Annotated in this window: 22 protein-coding genes and 1 riboswitch; of the genes, 18 read left to right on the top strand and 4 right to left on the bottom strand. The window is 70.1% G+C overall.

The features are described 5' to 3' along the window. Nucleotides 1–68 precede the first annotated feature (68 nt). From lepB to AB0I18_RS16930, 8 genes are all read left to right on the top strand, one after another. Complete coding sequence (lepB, locus tag AB0I18_RS16965) at nucleotides 69–815, top strand: signal peptidase I (protein WP_363106261.1); 747 nt, start codon at nucleotides 69–71, stop codon at nucleotides 813–815. A 100-nt stretch (nucleotides 816–915) separates the two neighbouring features. Next, complete coding sequence (locus AB0I18_RS16960) at nucleotides 916–1,392, top strand: NUDIX hydrolase (RefSeq protein ID WP_363106274.1); 477 nt, start codon at nucleotides 916–918, stop codon at nucleotides 1,390–1,392. A gap of 55 nt (nucleotides 1,393–1,447) precedes the next feature. Beyond that, nucleotides 1,448–1,756, top strand: a complete 309-nt coding sequence (locus AB0I18_RS16955; RefSeq protein WP_003993268.1) for a DUF2469 domain-containing protein — start codon at nucleotides 1,448–1,450, stop codon at nucleotides 1,754–1,756. A gap of 151 nt (nucleotides 1,757–1,907) precedes the next feature. Further along, nucleotides 1,908–2,279: a YraN family protein gene (locus tag AB0I18_RS16950; RefSeq protein WP_363106260.1), complete on the top strand. Its 372-nt coding sequence runs from the start codon at nucleotides 1,908–1,910 to the stop codon at nucleotides 2,277–2,279. Continuing rightward, the gene (locus AB0I18_RS16945; protein ID WP_363106259.1) at nucleotides 2,279–3,904 is read left to right on the top strand and encodes a YifB family Mg chelatase-like AAA ATPase; all 1,626 of its coding nucleotides are present in this window, start codon (nucleotides 2,279–2,281) and stop codon (nucleotides 3,902–3,904) included. Before AB0I18_RS16950 ends, AB0I18_RS16945 begins: the two co-directional genes overlap by 1 nt. Continuing rightward, complete coding sequence (dprA, locus tag AB0I18_RS16940) at nucleotides 3,901–5,049, top strand: DNA-processing protein DprA (protein WP_363106258.1); 1,149 nt, start codon at nucleotides 3,901–3,903, stop codon at nucleotides 5,047–5,049. The genes AB0I18_RS16945 and dprA overlap by 4 nt, the downstream gene beginning before the upstream one ends. A 271-nt stretch (nucleotides 5,050–5,320) precedes the next feature. Then, nucleotides 5,321–6,157 (top strand): RNA polymerase sigma factor WhiG, encoded by an 837-nt coding sequence (gene whiG, locus AB0I18_RS16935; protein ID WP_363106257.1) that lies wholly within the window; start codon nucleotides 5,321–5,323, stop codon nucleotides 6,155–6,157. 182 nt (nucleotides 6,158–6,339) lie between these two features. Next, the gene (locus AB0I18_RS16930) at nucleotides 6,340–6,897 is read left to right on the top strand and encodes a helix-turn-helix domain-containing protein (RefSeq protein ID WP_363106273.1); all 558 of its coding nucleotides are present in this window, start codon (nucleotides 6,340–6,342) and stop codon (nucleotides 6,895–6,897) included. Between the two features lie 23 nt (nucleotides 6,898–6,920). On the opposite strand, the gene AB0I18_RS16925 is transcribed toward AB0I18_RS16930, so the two are convergent. Further along, nucleotides 6,921–7,547 carry a M23 family metallopeptidase gene (locus AB0I18_RS16925; protein ID WP_363106256.1) on the bottom strand — a complete coding sequence of 209 codons (627 nt, stop codon included), beginning with the start codon at nucleotides 7,545–7,547 and terminating at the stop codon, nucleotides 6,921–6,923. Nucleotides 7,548–7,828: 281 nt separating this feature from the next. On the opposite strand from AB0I18_RS16925, the gene rpsB reads away from it, so the two are divergent. The 10 genes from rpsB (at nucleotide 7,829) to AB0I18_RS16875 (ending at nucleotide 18,676) form a co-directional block, all read left to right on the top strand. After that, nucleotides 7,829–8,788, top strand: coding sequence for a 30S ribosomal protein S2 (gene rpsB / locus AB0I18_RS16920; protein WP_363106255.1), 960 nt, complete (start codon nucleotides 7,829–7,831; stop codon nucleotides 8,786–8,788). Between the two features lie 150 nt (nucleotides 8,789–8,938). Continuing rightward, nucleotides 8,939–9,775 carry a translation elongation factor Ts gene (tsf, locus tag AB0I18_RS16915; protein WP_363106253.1) on the top strand — a complete coding sequence of 279 codons (837 nt, stop codon included), beginning with the start codon at nucleotides 8,939–8,941 and terminating at the stop codon, nucleotides 9,773–9,775. Between the two features lie 199 nt (nucleotides 9,776–9,974). Beyond that, a complete protein-coding gene (gene pyrH / locus AB0I18_RS16910) occupies nucleotides 9,975–10,745 on the top strand; it encodes a UMP kinase (protein ID WP_363106252.1) in 771 nt (256 codons plus the stop codon). 120 nt (nucleotides 10,746–10,865) lie between these two features. Beyond that, entirely contained in the window at nucleotides 10,866–11,423 is a 558-nt protein-coding gene (gene frr, locus AB0I18_RS16905; protein ID WP_363106251.1) for a ribosome recycling factor, read from the top strand. Continuing rightward, nucleotides 11,423–12,568, top strand: coding sequence for a phosphatidate cytidylyltransferase (locus tag AB0I18_RS16900; RefSeq protein ID WP_363106250.1), 1,146 nt, complete (start codon nucleotides 11,423–11,425; stop codon nucleotides 12,566–12,568). The genes frr and AB0I18_RS16900 overlap by 1 nt, the downstream gene beginning before the upstream one ends. Nucleotides 12,569–12,681: 113 nt before the next feature. Further along, nucleotides 12,682–13,788 carry a 23S rRNA (adenine(2503)-C(2))-methyltransferase RlmN gene (gene rlmN, locus AB0I18_RS16895; protein ID WP_363106249.1) on the top strand — a complete coding sequence of 369 codons (1,107 nt, stop codon included), beginning with the start codon at nucleotides 12,682–12,684 and terminating at the stop codon, nucleotides 13,786–13,788. Nucleotides 13,789–13,819: 31 nt separating this feature from the next. Continuing rightward, a riboswitch (TPP riboswitch) is annotated at nucleotides 13,820–13,951 on the top strand. A 79-nt stretch (nucleotides 13,952–14,030) separates the two neighbouring features. Further along, a complete protein-coding gene (locus AB0I18_RS16890; RefSeq protein WP_363106248.1) occupies nucleotides 14,031–15,122 on the top strand; it encodes a thiamine ABC transporter substrate-binding protein in 1,092 nt (363 codons plus the stop codon). A 116-nt stretch (nucleotides 15,123–15,238) separates the two neighbouring features. Beyond that, nucleotides 15,239–16,840 (top strand): iron ABC transporter permease, encoded by a 1,602-nt coding sequence (locus AB0I18_RS16885; protein ID WP_363106247.1) that lies wholly within the window; start codon nucleotides 15,239–15,241, stop codon nucleotides 16,838–16,840. After that, on the top strand, nucleotides 16,840–17,874 hold the full coding sequence (locus AB0I18_RS16880; RefSeq protein ID WP_363106246.1) for an ABC transporter ATP-binding protein: 1,035 nt from the start codon (nucleotides 16,840–16,842) through the stop codon (nucleotides 17,872–17,874). The genes AB0I18_RS16885 and AB0I18_RS16880 overlap by 1 nt, the downstream gene beginning before the upstream one ends. 10 nt (nucleotides 17,875–17,884) lie before the next feature. Continuing rightward, entirely contained in the window at nucleotides 17,885–18,676 is a 792-nt protein-coding gene (locus AB0I18_RS16875) for a maleylpyruvate isomerase family mycothiol-dependent enzyme (RefSeq protein WP_363106245.1), read from the top strand. Nucleotides 18,677–18,811: 135 nt separating this feature from the next. Here AB0I18_RS16875 and AB0I18_RS16870 read toward each other — a convergent pair whose 3' ends face one another. The 3 genes from AB0I18_RS16870 to AB0I18_RS16860 form a co-directional block, all read right to left on the bottom strand. Next, entirely contained in the window at nucleotides 18,812–19,489 is a 678-nt protein-coding gene (locus AB0I18_RS16870) for an LAETG motif-containing sortase-dependent surface protein (protein ID WP_363106244.1), read from the bottom strand. Nucleotides 19,490–19,624: 135 nt separating this feature from the next. Further along, nucleotides 19,625–20,761, bottom strand: a complete 1,137-nt coding sequence (locus tag AB0I18_RS16865) for a Rossmann fold nucleotide-binding protein (protein ID WP_363106243.1) — start codon at nucleotides 20,759–20,761, stop codon at nucleotides 19,625–19,627. 97 nt (nucleotides 20,762–20,858) lie between these two features. Next, nucleotides 20,859–21,266, bottom strand: a complete 408-nt coding sequence (locus AB0I18_RS16860) for a VOC family protein (RefSeq protein WP_363106242.1) — start codon at nucleotides 21,264–21,266, stop codon at nucleotides 20,859–20,861. Nucleotides 21,267–21,345: the final 79 nt, after the last annotated feature.

The following is a 21,345-nucleotide window of genomic DNA, read 5'->3' as shown; positions in this document are numbered from 1 at the left end:
ATCGCCGATCTTCCGCGGCCCGGACCTGGGGCCGCGCGGTCGATTCTCCGAGTTGGGGGAGCACTGGGATGAGCCGGACAAGTCGTACGGAAGAGGGCCGCGGGCGGCTCGGCAGCGTGCTGTCGGGAGTGGCCGTGGCCCTCGGCTGTGTGCTCTTCCTCGGCGGCTTCGCCTGGGGCGCGATCGTGTACCAGCCGTACACCGTGCCGACCGACTCGATGTCGCCGACCATCGCGGCCGGGGACCGGGTGCTCGCCGAGCGGATCGACGGCTCCGAGGTCGAGCGCGGTGACGTCGTCGTCTTCAAGCAGGCCAGCTGGGGCAATCTCCCCATGGTCAAGCGGGTCGTCGCGGTGGGCGGCGACACCGTCGCCTGCTGCACGGACGGCAAGCTGACCGTCGACGGCAAGAAGATCGACGAACCGTATCTCCCCAAGGGCGCCGAGGCCGAAAGCACCACGATCCCGGCCATCGAGGTCCCGAAGGACCGGCTCTTCCTGCTCGGTGACGAGCGCAGCGGTTCCCTCGACTCCACCGCCCACCTCACGGAGGCCGGCAGCGGCACGGTGCCGCGCGGTGCGGTGAGCGCCCGGGTCGACGCGGTGGCGTGGCCCATGAACGGCATGCTGGCCCGCCCCACCGGCTTCGAGACGCTCGGCGGCATCTCCGACCCGGGCCCGCTGCGCCTGGTCCTCACGGCGGTCGTGGTAGGCGGGGTACTCGTCCTGGGCGGGGCGGCGTACGGGCCGATCGCCAACCGGGCGGGACGGCGGCGGGGGCGCACGGGAGCGAGGGAGCAAGCTCTTGCCGGCTGAGGCAGCAGGGGCAACAGAGGCAGCTGGGACCGGAGAGACAGCTGCGGCGGCTGAGGGAGCGGGCGAGCGGACGGCCGCAGGGCCCGAGACGCTCGGTGAGCTGCGAAAGGTCGCCCGGGTGGTCCTGCTCGACCCGCGGGACCGCATCCTGCTGCTGCACGGCCACGAGCCCGAGGACCCGTCGGACGACTGGTGGTTCACACCCGGTGGCGGCGTGGAGGGCGACGAGACGCGCGAGGAGGCCGCCGTGCGGGAACTCGCGGAGGAGACCGGCATCACGGAGGTCGAACTGGGTCCGGTGCTGTGGCGGCGGACCTGTTCGTTCCCCTTCGCGGGCCGCCGCTGGGACCAGGACGAGTGGTACTTCCTGGCCCGTACGACACAGACGGCGACCGAGGCCACCGGGCTGACGGAGCTGGAGCGGCGCAGTGTCGCCGGAGCGCGCTGGTGGACGTGCCGGGAACTTAACCAGGCACATGAGACGGTGTATCCGACCAGACTCGCCGAGCTGCTGCGCAGGCTGCTCGACGAAGGGCCCCCGGCCAGGCCCGAGACCCTCGACACGGAAATCGTCTAGGGGCTCGCGGGGCTGGCGCACAATAGGGGGACGCACGGCTGAAGGGGAACATGCCATGAGCGCCGAGGACCTCGAGAAGTACGAGACCGAGATGGAGCTGAAGCTCTACCGGGAGTACCGCGATGTCGTCGGTCTGTTCAAATATGTGATCGAGACCGAACGGCGCTTCTACCTCACCAATGACTACGAGATGCAGGTGCACTCGGTCCAGGGCGAGGTGTTTTTTGAGGTATCCATGGCAGATGCCTGGGTGTGGGACATGTACCGGCCTGCTCGGTTCGTCAAGCAGGTGCGCGTACTCACGTTCAAGGACGTGAATATCGAGGAGCTGAACAAGAGCGACCTCGAACTGCCGAGCGGCTGATGGGTTCGAGCGGTTGATGGGTCCGAGAGGCTGATGGATCGAGGCGGCCGCTCGTGTGGGTGACTGGGTTGTCCACAACGGAGCGGCTGTCCACCAAGATCCACAACTGAGCCGCCGCGGGCCCAGTGTTGGCGCCGGAGGTGGTGCCGACATGACTACGACCAAGGCACGCAGCGCACTCGGCAGGTACGGCGAGGACCTGGCCGCACGACGGCTGGGCGAGGCCGGAATGACGATCGTGGAGCGCAATTGGCGCTCCGGCAGGACCGGCGAGATCGACATCGTGGCCCGGGACGGCGACGCCCTCGTCATCTGCGAGGTCAAGACCCGCCGCGCGGGCGCTTTCGAACACCCGATGGCCGCCGTCACACCCATCAAGGCCGAGCGGCTGCGCGGCCTCGCCGAGCGCTGGGTGCAGGAACACGGCGGAGCCCCGCCCGGCGGCGTCCGCATCGACGTCGTCGGTGTCCTCCTGCCCGACCGCGGCGCCCCCGTGGTGGAGCACGTGCGGGGGGTGGCCTGATGGGATTCGCGCGTACGTGCTCGGTGGCACTCGTCGGTGTGGAGGGCGTCGTCGTCGAGGTCCAGGCGGACCTGGAGCCCGGGCTCGCGGCGTTCACCCTGGTCGGACTGCCCGACAAGAGCCTGACGGAGAGCAAGGACCGGGTGCGGGCGGCCGTGGTCAACTCCGGCGGCGACTGGCCGCAGAAGAAGCTCACGGTGGGGCTGAGCCCGGCCTCGGTGCCGAAGGGCGGCAGCGGATTCGATCTGGCCGTTGCCTGTGCCGTGCTCGGGGCTTCCGAGCGGATCGATCCACGGGTGCTCTGCGACATCGTGATGATCGGGGAGCTCGGCCTGGACGGGCGGGTGCGGCCGGTCCGGGGCGTACTGCCGGCCGTGCTGGCCGCTGCGGACGCGGGGTACGTACAGGTGGTGGTGCCCGAGTGCGCGGCCGCCGAGGCCTCACTGGTGCCCGGCGTGTCGGTGCTCGGTGTGCGCACCCTTCGACAGCTGATCGCCGTCCTCACGGACGAGCCGGTGCCCGATGAGGAGCCGGACGAGCAGGGCCGCCCCGATCCGCTGCTCGCCGGCCTGCGCATGCCCGGCACGGGCGCGGCCACCGGCATCCACAGCATGGGCGCCGCTCAGTACGACCAGGGACACGACCTCGCCGATGTCGTCGGCCAGCTCTCGGCCCGGACCGCCGTGGAGGTCTCCGCGGCCGGCGGCCACCATCTGTTCCTCGAAGGGCCACCGGGAGCGGGCAAAACGATGTTGGCCGAGCGGCTGCCGGCCATCCTGCCGCAGCTCAGCAGGGGCGAGTCCCTGGAGGTCACAGCCGTCCATTCGGTCGCGGGCCTGCTGCCACCGGGCAAACCGCTGGTCGACGTCGCCCCCTACTGCGCCCCGCACCACTCGGCGACCATGCAGGCGCTCGTCGGCGGCGGACAAGGGGTCGCACGGCCGGGCGCGGTGTCCCTCGCGCACCGGGGCGTGCTGTTCCTCGACGAGACACCGGAGTTCAGCAGCCAGGCCCTCGACGCGCTGCGCCAGCCCCTGGAGGCCGGGCACGTGGTGATCGCGCGCAGCGCCGGTGTTGTGCGGTTCCCGGCGCGGTTCCTCATGGTGCTTGCGGCGAATCCCTGCCCCTGTGGCCGCTTCTCGCAGCGGGACGAGCTGTGCGAATGCCTGCCCTCCGCGGTCCGCCGCTACCAGGCCCGGCTCTCAGGCCCGCTGCTCGACCGGGTCGACCTGAGGGTCGAGGTGGACCGAGTCACCCGCAGCCAGCTCACGGAGCGAGGTGCGCGGGGCGAATCCACCGAGGCGGTCGCCGACCGGGTGCGAGCGGCCAGGGAGCGGGCCGCCGCGCGGCTGACCGGCACCCCCTGGCGGACGAACAGCGAAGTTCCGGGACGGGAGCTGCGCAGCCGGTGGTACGCGTCCGTGGGCGCGATGGACGAAGCGGAACGGAGCCTGGAGCGCGGGGCACTGACCGCCCGCGGCCTCGACCGTGTCCTGCGTGTCGCCTGGACCGTCGCGGACCTCGTGGGGCACGACCGGCCCGGCGCGACGGACGTCGCGCTGGCTCTGCAGCTGCGCACCGGGGTCCCTCGGGGGGTGCCGATGGCGATCGGGGCGTTGACGTGAGTGAGGACGAGGAGCGACTGCACCGAGCCTTCCTCGCCCGTGTCGTCGAACCCGGCGACGAGGTCTGCGGGCGCTGGCTCCGCGAGATCGGGGCCGCCGAAGTGGTCCGGCGGCTCGTCGGAGGCGGGGAGCAGCTGGCGGGAGTGACGGACAAGAGGTGGGCAGGCCTGCGGGCCCGGGCCGAGCGGGCGGACCCGGAGCGGGACCTCGCGGTCGGACGGGACGCCGGCACGAGGTTCGTGTGTCCCGGGGACGCCGAGTGGCCCGCCCAGCTGGACGACCTGGGGGATGCGCGGCCCACCGGGCTGTGGGTACGAGGGCGGCCCAGCCTGCGGATATGGGCACTGCGATCCGTCGCGGTAGTGGGGGCCCGGGCCTGCACCGAGTACGGCGCCCACATGGCGGCCACGCTCGGTGCGGGGCTCGCGGAGCGAGGGTGGGTGGTGGTCTCCGGGGGCGCCTACGGGGTGGACGGCGCGGCGCATCGCGGGGCGCTCGGCGCGGGCGGGGCCACCGTCGCCGTGCTCGCCTGCGGGGTCGACCGGCCCTACCCGCGCGGGCACACGCAGTTGATCACCAGGATCGCAGAACAGGGTCTGGTAGTCGGGGAGTTGCCGCCCGGCGACCATCCGACACCGAGCAGATTCATCCTTCGCAACCGGGTCATCGCGGCGTTGACGCGCGGCACGGTGGTCGTCGAGGCGGCGTACCGGAGCGGCGCGTTGGTGACCGTCCGCGCGGCCCAGCGGTTGGGCCGCCACGCGATAGGAGTGCCGGGGCCGGCCACGAGCGCACTCTCAGCAGGCGTGCACGAACTCCTGCGCCAGGACGCGGTGCTCGTCACCGATGCCGCGGAAGTCGCCGAGCTGGTCGGCGACATGGGCGAGCTGGCACCGGACCGACGAGGGCCGGTGGTGCCACGCGACCTCCTGGACCCGGCTGCCGCGCGCGTGCTGGCCGCGCTGCCCGCCCAGGGGACCGCGTCGGCGGAGGAAACCGCCAGGGGTGCGGGGACCACAGGGGACGACGCGGTCGCGAGACTGTACGAACTCCGCTCACTTGGGTTCGTCGAACGACACGGCGACGGCTGGAAGTTGACACGCCAGGCGACGATGTCCGTCGGCACGGATCGGAGGCCGTGCTGACCGAGAGTGTTCGGCCGTCCGGGGGACCCCCGACAGCCTTGGTGTTTCCCGCAGTTGGCGTCCCGCGGAAGTTACGCACAGCGACTGTCGTGACCCTGAGGGGCGCTCAGCGGAACGTATCTGCGCACGGTCCATCCTCTACTGTTCGCACACTGCGACGCTTCAGTCACGCTACGCTCACAAGGATTCCGACTCAGACAGGCAACTCGACATCAGACCGACAGCTCACTCAGGTACCCACAGTTCACAGCAGAACGGCACAAGGCGACGAATGCCCCAGCACACCTCCGGGTCCGACCGGGCGGCTGCTCCCCCCGCTGCCCGCGGCGGCGTGCGGCCGCCCGCCCCCTCGACGCTCGACGAGCTGTGGAGGTCGTACAAGACCACGGGCGACGAGCGGCTGCGCGAGCAGCTGATCCTGCACTACTCACCGCTGGTGAAGTACGTCGCGGGCCGGGTGAGCGTGGGCCTGCCGCCCAACGTCGAGCAGGCGGACTTCGTCTCCTCGGGGGTGTTCGGGCTGATCGACGCGATCGAGAAGTTCGACATCGAGCGGGAGATCAAGTTCGAGACGTACGCGATCACGCGGATCCGGGGCGCGATGATCGACGAACTGCGGGCGCTGGACTGGATCCCGCGGTCGGTGCGGCAGAAGGCGCGGAATGTCGAGCGGGCCTACGCCACGCTGGAGGCGCGGCTGAGGCGCACGCCGTCGGAGGGCGAGGTGGCTTCCGAGATGGGCATCGGGGTGGACGAACTCCACGCGGTGTTCAGTCAGTTGTCGCTGGCGAACGTGGTGGCCCTGGAAGAGCTGCTGCATGTCGGGGGTGAGGGCGGTGACCGGCTGAGCCTGATGGACACCCTTGAGGACACCGCGGCCGACAACCCTGTGGAGGTCGCGGAGGACCGGGAGCTGCGGCGATTCCTGGCGCGGGCGATCAACACGCTGCCCGAGCGCGAGAAGACCGTCGTCACGCTCTACTACTACGAGGGACTCACGCTCGCGGAGATCGGCAACGTGCTCGGGGTGACCGAGAGCCGGGTCAGCCAGATCCACACGAAGTCCGTGCTCCAGCTGCGGGCGAAGCTCGCCAGTTTCGGGCGCTGACCTCGCTGAATCGTGTCTGGCTCCAGCCGGGCCGCCTGCCCGGACCCCTCGTGGTCGGAGGACCTTTCCTCGGGCTCCGGGCCGGCCCGGAGCCGCGGACCAAGCCCTGAAGGGCCGGGAGACTCCCCTCTTGGGCGGGGCATCCGTAAAGTGGGGGCGTGCCAAGGATTCGAGCGGCCTCCGTGGCCGAGCACCGGTCGATGCAGCGAGCCGCCCTGCTGGACGCGGCGCGGTCACTGTTGTCCGAGGGCGGGACGGAGGCGCTGACGTTCCCGGCCCTCGCCGAGCGGACGGGTCTAGCGCGGTCCTCCGTGTACGAGTACTTCCGGTCGCGGGCGGCCGTCGTCGAAGAGCTCTGCGAGGTCGACTTCCCCGTCTGGGCGGCCGAGGTCGAGGCGGCGATGTCGCTGGCCGGGACCCCCGAGGGCAAGGTCGAGGCGTATGTCCGGCAGCAGCTCGGGCTCGTGGGGGACCGGCGGCACCGGGCCGTTGTCGCGATCTCCGCGAGTGAACTCGACGCGGGCGCACGCGAGAAGATCCGCGCGGCGCACGGCGGCCTGGTCGCGATGATCGTGGAAGCGCTGAGGGACATGGGGCAGGAACAGCCGCGTATGGCGGCGATGCTCCTTCAGGGCATCGTGGACGCCGCGGTGCGAAGGATCGAGCTGGGCGCGGCCGAAGATCCCGACGTGATCACTGATGCGGCGGTTGCCATGGCTTTGGGGGGCGTACGGGGCTGAGGTGTTTTGCGGGCGTCCTGTCGCTACGGCAGGCTCGCGCTTCCCTCCGGCACACCGATCACCGGCAACAGTCGTGACGGTCCCCGGTTGAGCAGCCACGGGGGCAGCAGGGACAGCGGGTCCAGGTAGGTGTCCCCCCTGCGTAGGCCCCAGTGCAGGCAGGTTGTCGGGCAGTGGGCGGCCGTGGGTTCCAGTACGCCGATCACCTCGCCCGCCGTTACCTCCGCACCCTTCTTCAGCGTCGCCCGCACCGGCTCGTACGTCGTGCGCAGTGGGGGGTCCCCCGTGCCGTTCAGTTCCACCGAGACGACTCCGCGGCCCGCCACCCGGCCGGCGAAGGAGACGCGGCCCGGGGCGACGGCGCGGACCGGGGTGCCGGGAGCCGCGACGAGGTCCACGCCGCGGTGGCCGGGGCCGTAGGCGGTCGCCGGGGGTTCCCAGCCGCGTACCACTGATGGACGTAGGCCGACGGGCCAGGCGCGGCCGACGGCCGGCACAGGTGTGTCGGTGGGCGGGGACGGGGCCGCGGTGCCGTCGCGGGCGGTGGCCGAGGGCAGGGCCACGCCGAGGACGGTCACCGTCAGGCACCACAGCACCGTCCGGCACAGCAGCAACGTCGGCCACGTACGAAGAGATCGTTCAGCTCGCATGCGAGAACGGTCCCGTGAACGGCGCGAAAAAGTGGATCATGGCCGGGATCTGTGGAGTACCGATCGGTTGTGGACAGCGGCGTCACCCGGCGCCTCGCGGGTCCCGTACACTTCTTGTGGCGATCCGGGTCACCGGGTCGACTTCGCACGCCCCGACACCAGGCCATCAAACAGCCGGTGTCAGCGCCCCTCGGTCCCTAGTGGCAAGGCGCACAGCGGGCGTCAGGCGCGAGTGCCATCCGGCGCGCGCGGCACAACCGAGAACACCAAGGAGTACGGCCATGGCCGTCGTCACGATGCGGGAGCTGCTGGAAAGCGGCGTCCACTTCGGTCACCAGACCCGTCGTTGGAACCCGAAGATGAAGCGATTCATCTTCACGGAGCGCAACGGCATCTACATCATCGACCTGCTCCAGTCGCTGTCGTACATCGACCGCGCCTACGAGTTCGTCAAGGAGACCGTCGCCCACGGCGGCACGGTCATGTTCGTCGGCACGAAGAAGCAGGCGCAGGAGGCGATCGCCGAGCAGGCGACCCGCGTCGGCATGCCCTACGTCAACCAGCGCTGGCTGGGCGGCATGCTCACCAACTTCTCGACCGTCTACAAGCGTCTGCAGCGCCTCAAGGAGCTCGAGCAGATCGACTTCGAGGACGTCGCGGCGTCGGGTCTCACCAAGAAGGAGCTTCTCGTGCTCTCGCGCGAGAAGGCCAAGCTGGAGAAGACCCTCGGTGGTATCCGCGAGATGCAGAAGGTGCCCAGCGCCGTCTGGATCGTGGACACCAAGAAGGAGCACATCGCGGTCGGTGAGGCCCGGAAGCTCAACATTCCGGTCGTCGCCATCCTCGACACCAACTGCGACCCCGACGAGGTCGACTACAAGATCCCGGGCAACGACGACGCGATCCGCTCCGTCACCCTGCTCACCCGCGTGATCGCCGACGCCGTGGCCGAGGGCCTCATCTCCCGCTCCGGTGCCGGCAAGGCCGAGGGTGACAAGGCCGCGGGCGAGCCGCTCGCCGCGTGGGAGCGCGACCTGCTCGAGGGTGGCGAGAAGAAGGCCGACGAGGTCACCGAGGTTGCCGCCGAGGCTCCCGCGGCTGACGAGGCTCCGGTCGCCGAGGCCGCTGCCGAGGCCCCCGCCGCCGAGGCTCCGGTCGCCGACGAGGCGCCCGCCGCTGTCGAGGCTCCGGCCGCCGCTGAGGCCGAGGCCGAGAAGCCGGCCGACGCCGAGCAGGCCTGACGCTCTCCGTACGGCTGAAGTGACGGCGGGCGGCGCCGACCGCGCCGCCCGCCGTTCACCCATAGACCGTAGATCTTCGGTGGACGCCCGCCCGATCAGCGGCGGACGCCGACTTCGAGACTTCGACCTCCGAGAAGAGATTCACAGATCATGGCGAACTACACCGCCGCCGACGTCAAGAAGCTCCGTGAGCTCACGGGCGCCGGCATGATGGACTGCAAGAAGGCGCTGGACGAGGCCGACGGCGACGTCGACAAGGCCGTCGAGGCCCTGCGCATCAAGGGCCAGAAGGGCGTCGCCAAGCGCGAGGGCCGCTCCGCCGAGAACGGCGCCGTGGTCTCCGTCATCGCTGACGACAACACCTCCGGCGTCCTCGTCGAGCTGAAGTGCGAGACGGACTTCGTCGCCAAGGGCGACCGGTTCCAGGCCGTCGCCAACACGATCGCCGAGCACGTCGCGAAGACCTCCCCGGCCGACCTCGAGGCGCTGCTCGCCTCCGAGATCGAGTCCGGCAAGACGGTCCAGGCGTACGTCGACGAGGCGAACGCGAACCTGGGCGAGAAGATCGTCCTGGACCGCTTCGCCCAGTTCTCCGGCGCCTTCGTCGCCACGTACATGCACCGCACCATGCCCGACCTGCCCCCGCAGATCGGTGTCCTGGTCGAGCTGGACAAGGCCGACGCCGAGCTCGCCAGGGGCGTCGCTCAGCACATCGCCGCCTTCGCGCCGAAGTACCTCTCCAAGGAGGACGTACCGGCCGAGGTCGTCGAGACCGAGCGTCGCGTCGCCGAGGAGACCACGCGCGCCGAGGGCAAGCCGGAGGCCGCGCTCCCGAAGATCGTCGAAGGCCGCGTCAACGGCTTCTTCAAGGACGCCACGCTCCTTGGCCAGCCGTACGCGCTCGACCCGAAGAAGTCCGTCCAGAAGGTCCTGGACGAGGCCGGTGTCACCCTGAAGCGCTTCGTGCGCATCAAGGTCGGCATCTGAGTCCGTACCGCGATCGACGCTCGACCCCGCTAGGGTCGACAGCAGTCGTCCGTGTTGGTTGCGTATGCCGCCACGCACGTGTGCGTGTCGGACGACAGCAGATCTGACGAGGAGGCCATTGCCGCGCATGGGATGCGAACAACACCCCACCGGCAATGGCCTTCTTTGTATGTGCGACACGTAAAGAGGCGAGATCTCCATGACCACCACCAGGGCCGACAAGGACGACAAGAGCGATCACGGCAAGGGCGCCGGGCGCTTCATGCTGAAGCTTTCCGGTGAGGCGTTCGCCGGTGGCGGGGGACTCGGCGTGGACCCGGACGTGGTGCACGCCATCGCCCGGGAGATCGCCGCGGTGGTCCGCGGCGGTGCCCAGATCGCCGTCGTCATCGGCGGCGGCAACTTCTTTCGCGGCGCCGAGCTCCAGCAGCGCGGCATGGACCGGGCCCGCTCCGACTACATGGGCATGCTCGGCACGGTCATGAACTGCCTCGCCCTCCAGGACTTCCTGGAGAAGGAGGGCATCGACTCGCGCGTGCAGACCGCCATCACCATGGGGCAGGTCGCGGAGCCGTACATTCCGCTGCGCGCCGTACGGCACCTGGAGAAGGGCCGCGTGGTCATCTTCGGCGCCGGTATGGGCATGCCGTACTTCTCCACCGACACCACCGCCGCTCAGCGCGCCCTGGAGATCGACGCCGAGGCCCTGCTGATGGGTAAGAACGGCGTGGACGGGGTCTACGACTCCGACCCGAAGACCAACCCCGAAGCGGTGAAGTTCGACTCGCTCGGCTACGGCGAGGTCATCACGCGCGACCTGAAGGTCGCCGACATGACCGCGATCACCCTGTGCCGTGACAACAAGCTTCCGATCCTCGTCTTCGAGCTTCTGGCCGAGGGCAATATCGCTCGGGCCGTCAAGGGTGAGAAGATCGGCACGCTTGTGGGTGACCAGGGCGGTCGGGCCTGACCGGGGGATGGACAATGTCCTGCCGGTCGGGAACCGTGCAGGAATAAGACGCGACGCAGCCGGCCGCCGACGCCGACAGGAACAGCAGCCGGGCCTACTCAAGACACGCAGGAGCAAGTGGTGATCGAAGAGACCCTCCTCGAGGCCGAGGAGAAGATGGAGAAGGCCGTCGTGGTCGCCAAGGAGGACTTCGCCGCGATCCGCACCGGTCGTGCGCACCCGGCGATGTTCAACAAGATCGTGGCCGACTACTACGGCGCGCTGACGCCGATCAACCAGCTGGCCTCGTTCTCGGTGCCCGAGCCGCGCATGGCCGTGGTGACCCCGTTCGACAAGAGCGCGATGCGCAACATCGAGCAGGCGATCCGCGACTCCGACCTCGGCGTCAACCCGAGCAACGACGGCAATATCATCCGGGTGGTGTTCCCCGAGCTGACGCAGGACCGTCGCAAGGAGTACATCAAGGTCGCCAAGAGCAAGGCCGAGGACTCCAAGATCTCGATCCGCTCAGTCCGCCGCAAGGCCAAGGAAGCCATCGACAAGGCGATCAAGGACGGCGACATCGGCGAGGACGAGGGCCGCCGTGCCGAGAAGGAGCTCGACGACACCACCGCGAAGTACGTCGCCCAGGTGGACGAGCTGCTCAAGCACAAGGAAGCAGAGCTGCTCGAGGTCTGATGAACGACTCTTCCTGGGGGGCGCCGCCGCAAGCCGGGTACTGGGGGCCGTCCGACCAGGGGCCTGTCCAGGGGGCTGCCCCGGCGGGTCCCGCATACGATGCGCATGACGCGCAGCAGACTCGCCCCATGCCCATCGTGCCCGACGTACCCGCGCATGGCGGAGACCAGGATGACGACCGGGGGGCTGCTCGAACGGGCGGCCCCCTGTTCCGCGACGAGACGCCGCCACCGCCGCCGTACCGACCTTCGTCGCAGAACGCGCACAACGCGCAGAAGCCGCAGGAGCCCATGTCCAGCGCCGCACAGCCCGCACCCGCGCCGCAGAAGAAGAGCGCGGGCCGCGATCTGGGCGCGGCCATAGGGGTCGGGGTCGGTCTCGGCGCGGTGATCGTCGCGTCGCTGTTCGTCGTCAAGGCCGCCTTCGTCGGCGTGATAACGGTCGCCGTCGTGGTCGGTCTCTGGGAGCTCACCTCGCGGCTCGCGGAGCGCAAGGACATCAAGGCGCCGCTCGTGCCGTTGGCGCTCGGCGGTGCGGCGATGGTCGTCGCCGGATACGTCCGGGGTGCCGAGGGCGCCTGGGTGGCGATGGCGCTCACCGCGCTCGCGGTCCTGGTCTGGCGGATGACGGAACCACCGGAGGGCTACCTCAGGGACGTCACGGCCGGGGTCTTCGCGGCCTTCTACATCCCCTTCCTCGCCACCTTCGTGGCGCTGATGCTCACCGCCGACGACGGCGCGTGGCGGGTGCTGACGTTCCTGGTGCTGGCCGTCGTCAGCGACACCGGCGCGTACGCCATCGGCTGGCGCTTCGGCACGCACAAGCTCGCCCCGCGCATCAGCCCCGGCAAGACCCGCGAGGGCCTGCTCGGCGCGGTCGCCTTCGCGATGGTGGGGGGCGCACTGTGCATGGAGTTCCTCATCGACGACGGCACTTGGTGGCAGGGCCTGCTCGTCGGCTTCGCGGTCGCGGTCACCGCCACGCTCGGCGACCTCGGCGAGTCCATGATCAAGCGCGACCTCGGCATCAAGGACATGGGCACGCTGCTGCCGGGGCACGGCGGGATCATGGACCGCCTCGACTCGCTTCTGCCGACGGCTCCGGTGGTGTGGTTGTTGATGGTGATCTTCGTGGGGTCCGGCTGACCCGGCTGACCCATCGACCGGCTGACCGGTTGACCTGCATAAACGTACGTGAGGGGCCCGTTGTCCACAGGGTGGCGGGTCCCTCTTCGTATGTCTGCGACACTTGTATGGCTATGCCTAAGCCCGGAGAACTCACTTTCGTCGCCCCGCGCGGAGCCAAGAAGCCGCCGCGGCACCTTGCCGATCTCACGCCCGCCGAGCGTAAAGAGGCGGTTGCCGCGATCGGTGAGAAGCCGTTTCGCGCCAAGCAGCTCTCGCAGCACTACTTCGCGCGGTACGCGCACGATCCGGAGCAGTGGACCGACATCCCCGCGGGGTCGCGCGCCAAGCTCCAGGAGGCGCTGCTGCCCGAGCTGATGACGGTCGTGCGGCACCTGTCCACCGACGAGGGCACCACCCGCAAGACCCTGTGGCGGCTCTTCGACGGCACGCTCGTCGAGTCCGTGCTGATGCGGTACCCGGACCGGGTCACCATGTGCATCAGTTCGCAGGCCGGGTGCGGGATGAACTGCCCGTTCTGCGCCACCGGACAGGCCGGTCTCGACCGGAACCTGTCCACCGGCGAGATCGTGCACCAGATCGTGGACGGGATGCGGGCACTCCGGGACGGTGAGGTCCCCGGTGGCCCGGCGCGGCTGAGCAACATCGTGTTCATGGGTATGGGCGAGCCCCTCGCCAACTACAAGCGGGTCGTCCAGTCCATCCGGGCCCTCACCGACCCCGAGCCGGACGGGCTCGGGCTGTCGCAGCGCGGGATAACCGTGTCGACGGTGGGGCTTGTCCCTGCCATCAACCGGTTCTCCGACGAGGGCTTCAAGTGCCGCCTCGCCATCTCCCTGCACGCACCGGACGACGAGCTGCGCGACACCCTCGTCCCGGTCAACACGCGGTGGAACGTGCGTGAGGTCCTGGACGCCGGATGGGAGTACGCGGCCAAGTCGGGCCGTCGGCTCTCCATCGAGTACGCGCTCATCCGGGACATCAACGACCAGGCGTGGCGCGGTGACCGGCTCGGCCGGATGCTCAAGGGCAAGCCCGTGCACGTGAACCTGATCCCGCTGAACCCGACGCCCGGCTCCAAGTGGACCGCCTCGCGGCCCGAGGACGAGAAGGCGTTCGTCGAGGCCATCGCGGCGCACGGCGTGCCGGTGACCGTCCGGGACACCCGCGGCCAGGAGATCGACGGGGCGTGCGGGCAGCTCGCGGCCACCGAGCGATAGGGCGGTACGCTGGCCCCGTAAGCACATCTTCATATTCCGACAGGGGAGCGCCACAGCGCTGAGAGTGCGGTAGCCGGGTCACGGATGAAAGGACCTGGCGGGCCGCAGACCCTCTGAACCTTGCCCAGGTCATTCTGGGTAGGAAGTTCGGTCATTACTCGAGCTGTTGCGCCCTGCCCGGGAACTTTCAGAGGTTCCCGGGCAGGGCCGCGTCTCTTCCTGGTAACCCAGGAGGAAAGTCAGTGAGCACCACCAGGAAGTTCACGGCCGTGGCCGTCGGGCTGGGCCTTGTCACGCTCGCCGCGTGCGGTTCGTCCGACTCCGACGACCAGACCGGCGGCTCCGGCTCCGGATCCAAGACCGTGACCCTCGTCAGTCACGACTCCTTCGCCTACACCAAGGACGTGCTGACGGCGTTCGAGAAGGAGTCCGGGTACAAGGTCAGGGTCCTCAAGGACGGCGACGCCGGACAGGCCGTCAACAAGGCGATCCTCACCAAGGACAACCCGCAGGGCGACGTCTTCTTCGGCGTCGACAACACCCTGCTGTCACGGGCACTCGACAACGGGCTGTTCCAGTCGTACGAGGCCAAGGGCTCCGACCTGATCCTGCCGGAGTACCGGGCCGACCAGGACAAGCACCGGGTCACGCCCATCGACTCCGGAGACATCTGCGTCAACTACGACAAGGCCTACTTCAGCAAGCGCAAGCTGGCCCCGCCGACGTCCTTCGACGACCTGATCAAGCCCGCGTACAAGAACCTGCTCGTCACCGAGAACGCGTCCACCTCCTCGCCCGGACTCGGCTTCCTGCTCGGTACCGCCGCCAAGTACGGCGATGACGGCTGGCAGGACTACTGGAAGAAGCTCAAGGCCAACGGCGTGAAGGTCGTCGACGGGTGGGAGCAGGCCTACAACGAGGAGTTCTCGGGCTCCGCCGGCGGCAAGAAGGCCAAGGCGGACCGGCCGCTCGTCGTCTCGTACGCCTCCTCGCCGCCCGCCGAGGTCATCTACGCCGACCCGAAGCCGAAGACCGCACCGACCGGCGTCGCGGCCGGCACCTGCTTCCGGCAGGTCGAGTACGCGGGGCTGCTGAGCAACGCCAGGAACGAGAAGGGCGGCAAGGCGCTCGTCGACTTCCTGATCAGCAAGAAGTTCCAGGACGACATGCCGCTCAACATGTTCGTGTACCCGGTGCGCGAGGCCGCTCAGGTGCCCGCCGAGTTCACGAAGTTCGGACCGCAGGCCGAGGATCCCGAGACCCTGGACCCCGCCAAGATCGCCGACAACCGGGACCAGTGGGTCAAGTCGTGGACCTCGCTCGTACTGAAGTAGAGCCGCCCGAAGCAGAACCGCGCGGAGCGGAGCCGTCCGGAGCGGAGCTGTCCGGAGCGAAGTCGCCCGAGGCGAAGCCGCGCGCGCGTACGAACAGCGCGGCTCGGCTCGGTCTCATGGCCGTGCCCGTCGCGTTCTTCGCGGTCTTCTTCGCCTACCCGGTCGCGGCGATCGTGGCCCGCGGGCTGAAGATCGACGGGGTCTGGCAGTTCGGGCGGATCGGCGACGTACTCACCCAGTCCGACATCCGGCACGTCCTGTGGTTCACGACCTGGCAGGCGCTCGCCTCGACCGCGCTCACGCTGCTGATCGCGCTCCCCGGCGCGTATGTCTTCGCGCGCTTCGATTTCAGGGGCAAGCAAGTCCTGCGCGCGGTCGTGACCGTCCCGTTCGTGCTGCCCACGGTCGTCGTGGGCACCGCCTTCCTGGCGCTGCTCGGTCGTGGCGGGCTCCTCGACGAGCTGTGGGGCGTACGCCTGGACACGACCGTGTGGGCGATCCTGCTCGCGCACGTCTTCTTCAACTACGCGGTCGTCGTCCGTACGGTCGGCGGACTGTGGTCGCAGCTCGATCCGCGTCAGGAGGAGGCCGCGCGGGTACTGGGCGCCTCGCGGTTCGCGGCCTGGCGCAGGGTGACGCTCCCGGCGCTCGCCCCGGCCGTGGCCGCGGCCGCGCTCATGGTCTTCCTCTTCACCTTCACCTCGTTCGGTGTGGTGCAGATCCTCGGCGGCCCCACCTTCTCGACCCTCGAAGTCGAGATCTACCGGCAGACCTCGGAGATCTTCGACCTCTCGACGGCCGCAGTGCTCACCATGATCCAGTTCGTGGCGGTGGGCGCGATCCTGGCCGTGCACGCCTGGACCGTGCGCCGCCGGGAGACGGCGTTGCGCCTGGTGGACGCCGCCGGGACCGCGCGACGGCCGCACGGAGCCGGCCAGTGGGCGCTGCTCGCCGGCGTCCTCGGCACCATCGCCGTCCTGCTCGTGCTGCCGCTGGCCGTGCTGGTCGAGCGGTCCCTCGACGCCCCCGGATTCGGCTACTACAAGGAGCTGACCAGCGACGAGGGCGGCATCTTCCTCGTGCCGCCGATCGAGGCCGTCGGCAACTCGCTGCAGTACGCACTCGCCGCCACCGCCATCGCGCTGGTGATCGGCGGACTGGCCGCCGCGGCCCTCACCCGACGGGACGCGGGCCGTCTCGTCCGGGGCTTCGACGCCTTGCTCATGCTGCCGCTCGGCGTCTCCGCCGTGACCGTCGGCTTCGGCTTCCTGATCGCGCTCGACGAACCGCCGCTGGACCTCAGAAGCACCTGGATCCTCGTGCCGCTGGCGCAGGCCCTGGTGGGCGTCCCCTTCGTCGTACGGACCATGCTGCCCGTGCTGCGGGCGGTGGACGGACGACTGCGCGAGGCCGCGGCGGTGCTCGGGGCCTCGCCCTGGCGCGTGTGGCGCGAGGTCGATCTGCCGATGGTGCGGCGGGCGCTGCTGATCGCGGCCGGGTTCGCCTTCGCCGTGTCGCTGGGCGAGTTCGGCGCGACCGTCTTCATCGCCCGGCCCGACAACCCCACGCTGCCGGTCGCCGTGGCGCGGCTGCTGGGGCGCGCGGGCGACCTCAACTACGGGCAGGCGATGGCCCTTTCGACGATCTTGATGGTGGTGTGCGCGGTGGCGCTGCTCGTTCTCGAACGCCTTCGCACCGACCGGACGGGGGAGTTCTGATGATGTTGCGGCTGGCAGAGGCGACCGTACGGTTCGGCGGGCGGCCCGTGCTCGACGGCGTCGGCCTCGATGTCGGCGAGCACGAGATCGTGTGCGTGCTCGGGCCCAGCGGCAGCGGCAAGTCGACGCTGCTGCGGGCGGTGGCGGGGCTGCAGCCGCTCGACGAGGGGCGGGTGTACCTGGACGGCCGGGACCTCGCGGGTGTGCCCGCGCACAAGCGGGGTGTCGGGCTGATGTTCCAGGACCACCAGCTCTTCCCGCAGCGCGACGTCGGCGCGAACGTGGCCTTCGGGCTGCGGATGCACGGGGCTACGAAGGACCAACAGGCCGTACGCGTACGTGAGTTGCTGGAGCTCGTCGGGCTGCCGGGCTCGCACGGCCGCGCCGTCGCCTCGCTCTCCGGCGGTGAACAGCAGCGCGTGGCCCTGGCCCGCGCCCTCGCTCCCCGCCCCCGGCTGCTCATGCTCGACGAACCCCTCGGTCAGCTGGACCGCTCGCTGAGGGAACGGCTGGTGGTGGAACTGAGGGAACTCTTCGGCGAGTTGGGCACCACCGTGCTCGCGGTCACCCACGACCAGGGCGAGGCGTTCGCGCTCGCCGACCGGGTCGTGGTGATGCGGGACGGGCGGATCGCCCAGTCCGGTACGCCACTTGAGGTCTGGCTGCGACCGGCCGACGAGTTCGTGGCCCGTTTCCTCGGCTTCGAGAACGTCGTCGGGGCGACCGTCGCGGGGGAGGCAGCGGACACCCCGTGGGGCAAGGTGCCGGTGCCCGCCGACACTCCGCAGGGCGAGGTCACGCTGCTGGTCAGGCCGACGGGTGTACGGCTCGTGCCCGTCGCCGAGGGGCTGCCCTGCACGGTGGCCGCGCGGACGTTCCGGGGCACCCATGTCGCCGTACAACTGCAGCCTCGGGACGCGCCGCGCCTCGAAGCGGCCTGTGCGCTGCGGGACGCGCCGGAGACCGGGGACGAGGTCGGGGTGGTCTTCGACGCAGCCGAAATTGTCGTGCTCGGGAGTGCCCGAGAGGCTTAAGGTGCGCCTCATGACGTCACTCGGGCATGACCACTACTGCGACGAAATCGTCGGCCAGACCGCGCTGTTGAGGTCCCACCTCGCCGGAGCCGATCTCGCCGCGACCGTGCCGACCTGCCCGGACTGGACGCTGCGGCAGCTCGCCGTGCATGTGGGCGGCGCGCACCGCTGGGTCGAGCACATCGTGCGGACCAGGGCGACGGAGGCGGTGTCCGAGGAGCGGGTGGCCGGCACCGAGGGGCCGCAGGACGATGATCCCGCCGCCCTCGACGCCTGGCTCGCCGAGGGCGCCGCGAAGACCGCCGGCGTACTGCGCGCCGCCGGGCCCGACACCGCCGCCTGGACCTGGGCCTGGGAGCGTACGGCCGGTTTCTGGGCGCGGCGCATGGCACACGAGACGGTCATCCACCGGGCCGACGCGGCCATCGCCGCCGATGTGACGTACGAGGTCGCGCCGGAACTGGCGGCGGACGCGATCGACGAGTGGCTGCAGATCGTCCGGTTCGCGCAGGAGACGGACCCCGACGACGCCGCGCGGGAACTGCGTGGAGGGGGCCGCAGTATCCACCTCCACGCCACGGACACGGAGCCCGGCCTGGACGCCGAGTGGCTCATCGAGTTCGGCGACGAGGGCATCGGCTGGCGGCGCGGCCACGAGAAGGCGACCGTCGCGCTGCGCGGCCCGCTCACCGACATCCTGCTCGCCTTCTATCGCCGACTCCCGCCCGACGGCGGGAAGTTGGAGGTCCTGGGGGAGCGGGAGCTGCTGGACTTCTGGCTGGAGCGGGCCACGTTCGGCTGACGCCAGGGGACGCTTACGCCGGGGGGACGAGGACGGCCCGTCCCCTCCGTGAGGGAACGGGCCGCTACAAGGTCGTACTCGGTACTCGTTGCTCGGCTCAGGAGCCGTGCTCGGCGCTCAGCTCACGAGCCCTGCTCAGCGCTCGTCCGACGCGCCACGGCGCCGCAGTGCGAACACCACGCCGCCGCCCGCCACGACGAGTGCCGCCGCTATGCCGACGAGCGCGCCGGTGTTGGAGCCCGCGCCGGTCTCGGCGAGGTTCGAGCCGCCGCCCGCGGGGGACGGGGTGCTCGCACCGGCCGGTGCGGGCGCGGGGCTCTCCGGCTCCGGTGTCGGGCTCGCCTCGGGCTTCGCGGGAGTGGAGGCCTCGTCCGACGGCGACGGGGTCGCAGGGGGCGCCGGCGTCTCCTCGGACTTGCACGCCTTGGACGGCGTGGTCACGTTCGGCTTGATGTCCTCGTCGACCTGGTTGCCGGCCTTGACGTGGACGCGGTACGTCGCGTCCGCCTTCCAGTCCTCGGCGAAGTCGACGGTCACGCCCTCGCGGGAGCCCTTGACCTCCTGGCTGCCGACGATCTTCTCGTCCGCGCCGTTCAGCTGGAGGTAGACGGTGACCGTGGCCGGGACGCCGGTGGGGTCCTTGTCGGTGACGCTGATGACACCCTTGGCGCCGTCGCACTTGGCGACGGCCGAGAACTCACTGATGTTGCAGGCGAGCGCGTTGCCGGCGAGGCCGAGCGTGAGCGCGGCCGCGGCGGAGGCGACACCGAGAATGCGCACGGAACGTGCTGCGGTACGGCGAGATGTGGACACGATTGCCCTTCAAGGGATGCACAAACTGAGGGGGGTTGCGGGAGTGCCGTGAACCACGGCAGTCCCAGCTGCCTCACAGGTTTATGGGGCGCCGTCTCGTTGTGTCAATCCGTGTGTCCGTCTTGCCCGTTGGCTTTAGCTTTCGTTTGCCTGAGCCAGTCGGGCGAGGGCCTCCGGGGCATCCTCGACGTGGTCCACGAGGGCGATCCGCGGCTCCATCGAACGGTCCTCGGCCAGCGACCGGAGCAGCGGCCAGACCGGCAGGCGCTCGGTCCAGTGGACGCGGTCGACCAGGACCATGGGGGTGGGCTCGCCGCGCGACTCGTAGTAGTTCGGCGTCGCGTTGTCGAAGACCTCCTGGACCGTGCCGGCGGCACCGGGCAGGAAGACCACGCCCGCGTTCGACCGGGCCAGCAGGCCGTCCTCGCGGGTCGCGTTGGCGAAGTACTTGGCGATGTGGCCGGCGAAGGCGTTCGGCGGCTCGTGGCCGTAGAACCAGGTGGGGACCCCGACAGAGTCGCCACCGCCCGGCCAGCGGCCGCGCACGTCGAAGGCGGCGTCCGCCCATTCGGTGACCGAGGGCACGAACGACGGTGCCTTGGCGAGGAGTTTGAGTGCCTCGGCGAGCATGTCGTCGTCGAAGACCGAGGCGTACGCCCCGAGGTTCGCGGCCTCCATCGCGCCGGGACCGCCACCCGTGGCGACCGTGAACCCGGCCCGGGTCAGCGAGCGGCCGAGCCGCGCGGCACCCTCGTACGCGTCCGTGCCGCGCGCCATCGCGTGGCCGCCCATGACGCCCACCACCCGTGCCCCGACGAGGAGTTCGTCGAGGGCGTCCGACACCGCGTCGTCGTGGATCGCGCGGAGCATCGACCCGAAGACGTCACCGTCCGCCTTCGTCTGCTGGAACCAGGCGTACGCGAGGGCGTCCGGCGTCGCCTCGTAGCCCCGGTCGAGGGACTCGAAGAGTTCGTCGGGGGAGTAGAGCAGAGCCCGGTACGGGTCGAAGGGCAGACCGGGGACCGGCGGGAAGACCAGCGCTCCGGTGGCCCGGATCCCGGCCGCCGCGTCCGGGTGCATGGCACAGCCGAGGAAGACGGCTCCCGTGGTGTCCACGGAGAGCAACTCGGTCGTACGGGCCGTCAGATCGACCGCCTGCACGCGGTGCCGGGCGAGTGAGCCGCGCACCGAGACGACCTCGTCGAACTCGGCGAGGCACTCGATCTCGCGGTCATGGGACGTGTGGACTGGCTGGGCGGGTGTCGGCTGCACCCGCCCATGCTAGGCGCTCCGCTGAGGGCCGCGGTGATGAGGCTGCGGGCCGGTGGGGGCTGGTCGCGCAGTTCCCCGCGCCCCTTACGGGGCGCGTTCAGCCCTGGGCCGCTGTCGGGTCCATCCAGATGACCTCCCAGGTGTGGCCGTCCGGGTCGTCGAAGGAGCGGCCGTACATGAACCCGTGGTCCTGGGGCTCGCCGCTCGCCGAGCCGCCCGCGGCGAGCGCCTTGTCGACGAGTTCGTCCACTTTCTCGCGGCTCTCGGCGCTCAGCCCCAGCAGCACCTCGCTGGTCTTGGTCGCATCCGCGATCTCCTTCTTGGTGAAGCCCTGGTAGAACGGCTTGGCCAGGAGCATCGCGACGATCGTGTCGCTGATCACGATGCTCGCGGCGTTCTCGTCGGAGAACTGCGGGTTGATCGAGTAGCCGAGCTCCGTGAAGAACTTCTTCGAGGCGTCGAGGTTGTTCACGGGCAGGTTCACGAAGATCATCTGCTGGTACATACGAAGTCTCTCCCATCGGGTGATGTGCTGTTCGGAGGGGTAGACCGCGGGGTCTCCGGGAAATCATCGGCGACCCCGA

This window comes from Streptomyces sp. NPDC050704 (assembly GCF_040654355.1).
Classification (GTDB): domain Bacteria; phylum Actinomycetota; class Actinomycetes; order Streptomycetales; family Streptomycetaceae; genus Streptomyces.
Note: the sequence above shows the minus strand (reverse complement) of the source record. Positions and strands in the feature narration are given on the sequence as shown.

What these genes read in the sequence shown, in the direction of transcription:
- pyrH (WP_363106252.1), top strand. Translation starts at nt 9,975, where the DNA reads ATGACCACCACCAGGGCCGACAAGGACGACAAGAGCGATCACGGCAAG.
- tsf (WP_363106253.1), top strand. Translation starts at nt 8,939, where the DNA reads ATGGCGAACTACACCGCCGCCGACGTCAAGAAGCTCCGTGAGCTCACG.
- AB0I18_RS16875 (WP_363106245.1), top strand. Translation starts at nt 17,885, where the DNA reads ATGACGTCACTCGGGCATGACCACTACTGCGACGAAATCGTCGGCCAG.
- AB0I18_RS16925 (WP_363106256.1), bottom strand. Translation starts at nt 7,547, where the DNA reads ATGCGAGCTGAACGATCTCTTCGTACGTGGCCGACGTTGCTGCTGTGC.
- AB0I18_RS16950 (WP_363106260.1), top strand. Translation starts at nt 1,908, where the DNA reads ATGACTACGACCAAGGCACGCAGCGCACTCGGCAGGTACGGCGAGGAC.
- rpsB (WP_363106255.1), top strand. Translation starts at nt 7,829, where the DNA reads ATGGCCGTCGTCACGATGCGGGAGCTGCTGGAAAGCGGCGTCCACTTC.
- lepB (WP_363106261.1), top strand. Translation starts at nt 69, where the DNA reads ATGAGCCGGACAAGTCGTACGGAAGAGGGCCGCGGGCGGCTCGGCAGC.
- AB0I18_RS16900 (WP_363106250.1), top strand. Translation starts at nt 11,423, where the DNA reads ATGAACGACTCTTCCTGGGGGGCGCCGCCGCAAGCCGGGTACTGGGGG.
- AB0I18_RS16945 (WP_363106259.1), top strand. Translation starts at nt 2,279, where the DNA reads ATGGGATTCGCGCGTACGTGCTCGGTGGCACTCGTCGGTGTGGAGGGC.
- AB0I18_RS16955 (WP_003993268.1), top strand. Translation starts at nt 1,448, where the DNA reads ATGAGCGCCGAGGACCTCGAGAAGTACGAGACCGAGATGGAGCTGAAG.
- whiG (WP_363106257.1), top strand. Translation starts at nt 5,321, where the DNA reads ATGCCCCAGCACACCTCCGGGTCCGACCGGGCGGCTGCTCCCCCCGCT.
- AB0I18_RS16860 (WP_363106242.1), bottom strand. Translation starts at nt 21,266, where the DNA reads ATGTACCAGCAGATGATCTTCGTGAACCTGCCCGTGAACAACCTCGAC.
- AB0I18_RS16885 (WP_363106247.1), top strand. Translation starts at nt 15,239, where the DNA reads ATGGCCGTGCCCGTCGCGTTCTTCGCGGTCTTCTTCGCCTACCCGGTC.
- AB0I18_RS16880 (WP_363106246.1), top strand. Translation starts at nt 16,840, where the DNA reads ATGATGTTGCGGCTGGCAGAGGCGACCGTACGGTTCGGCGGGCGGCCC.
- rlmN (WP_363106249.1), top strand. Translation starts at nt 12,682, where the DNA reads ATGCCTAAGCCCGGAGAACTCACTTTCGTCGCCCCGCGCGGAGCCAAG.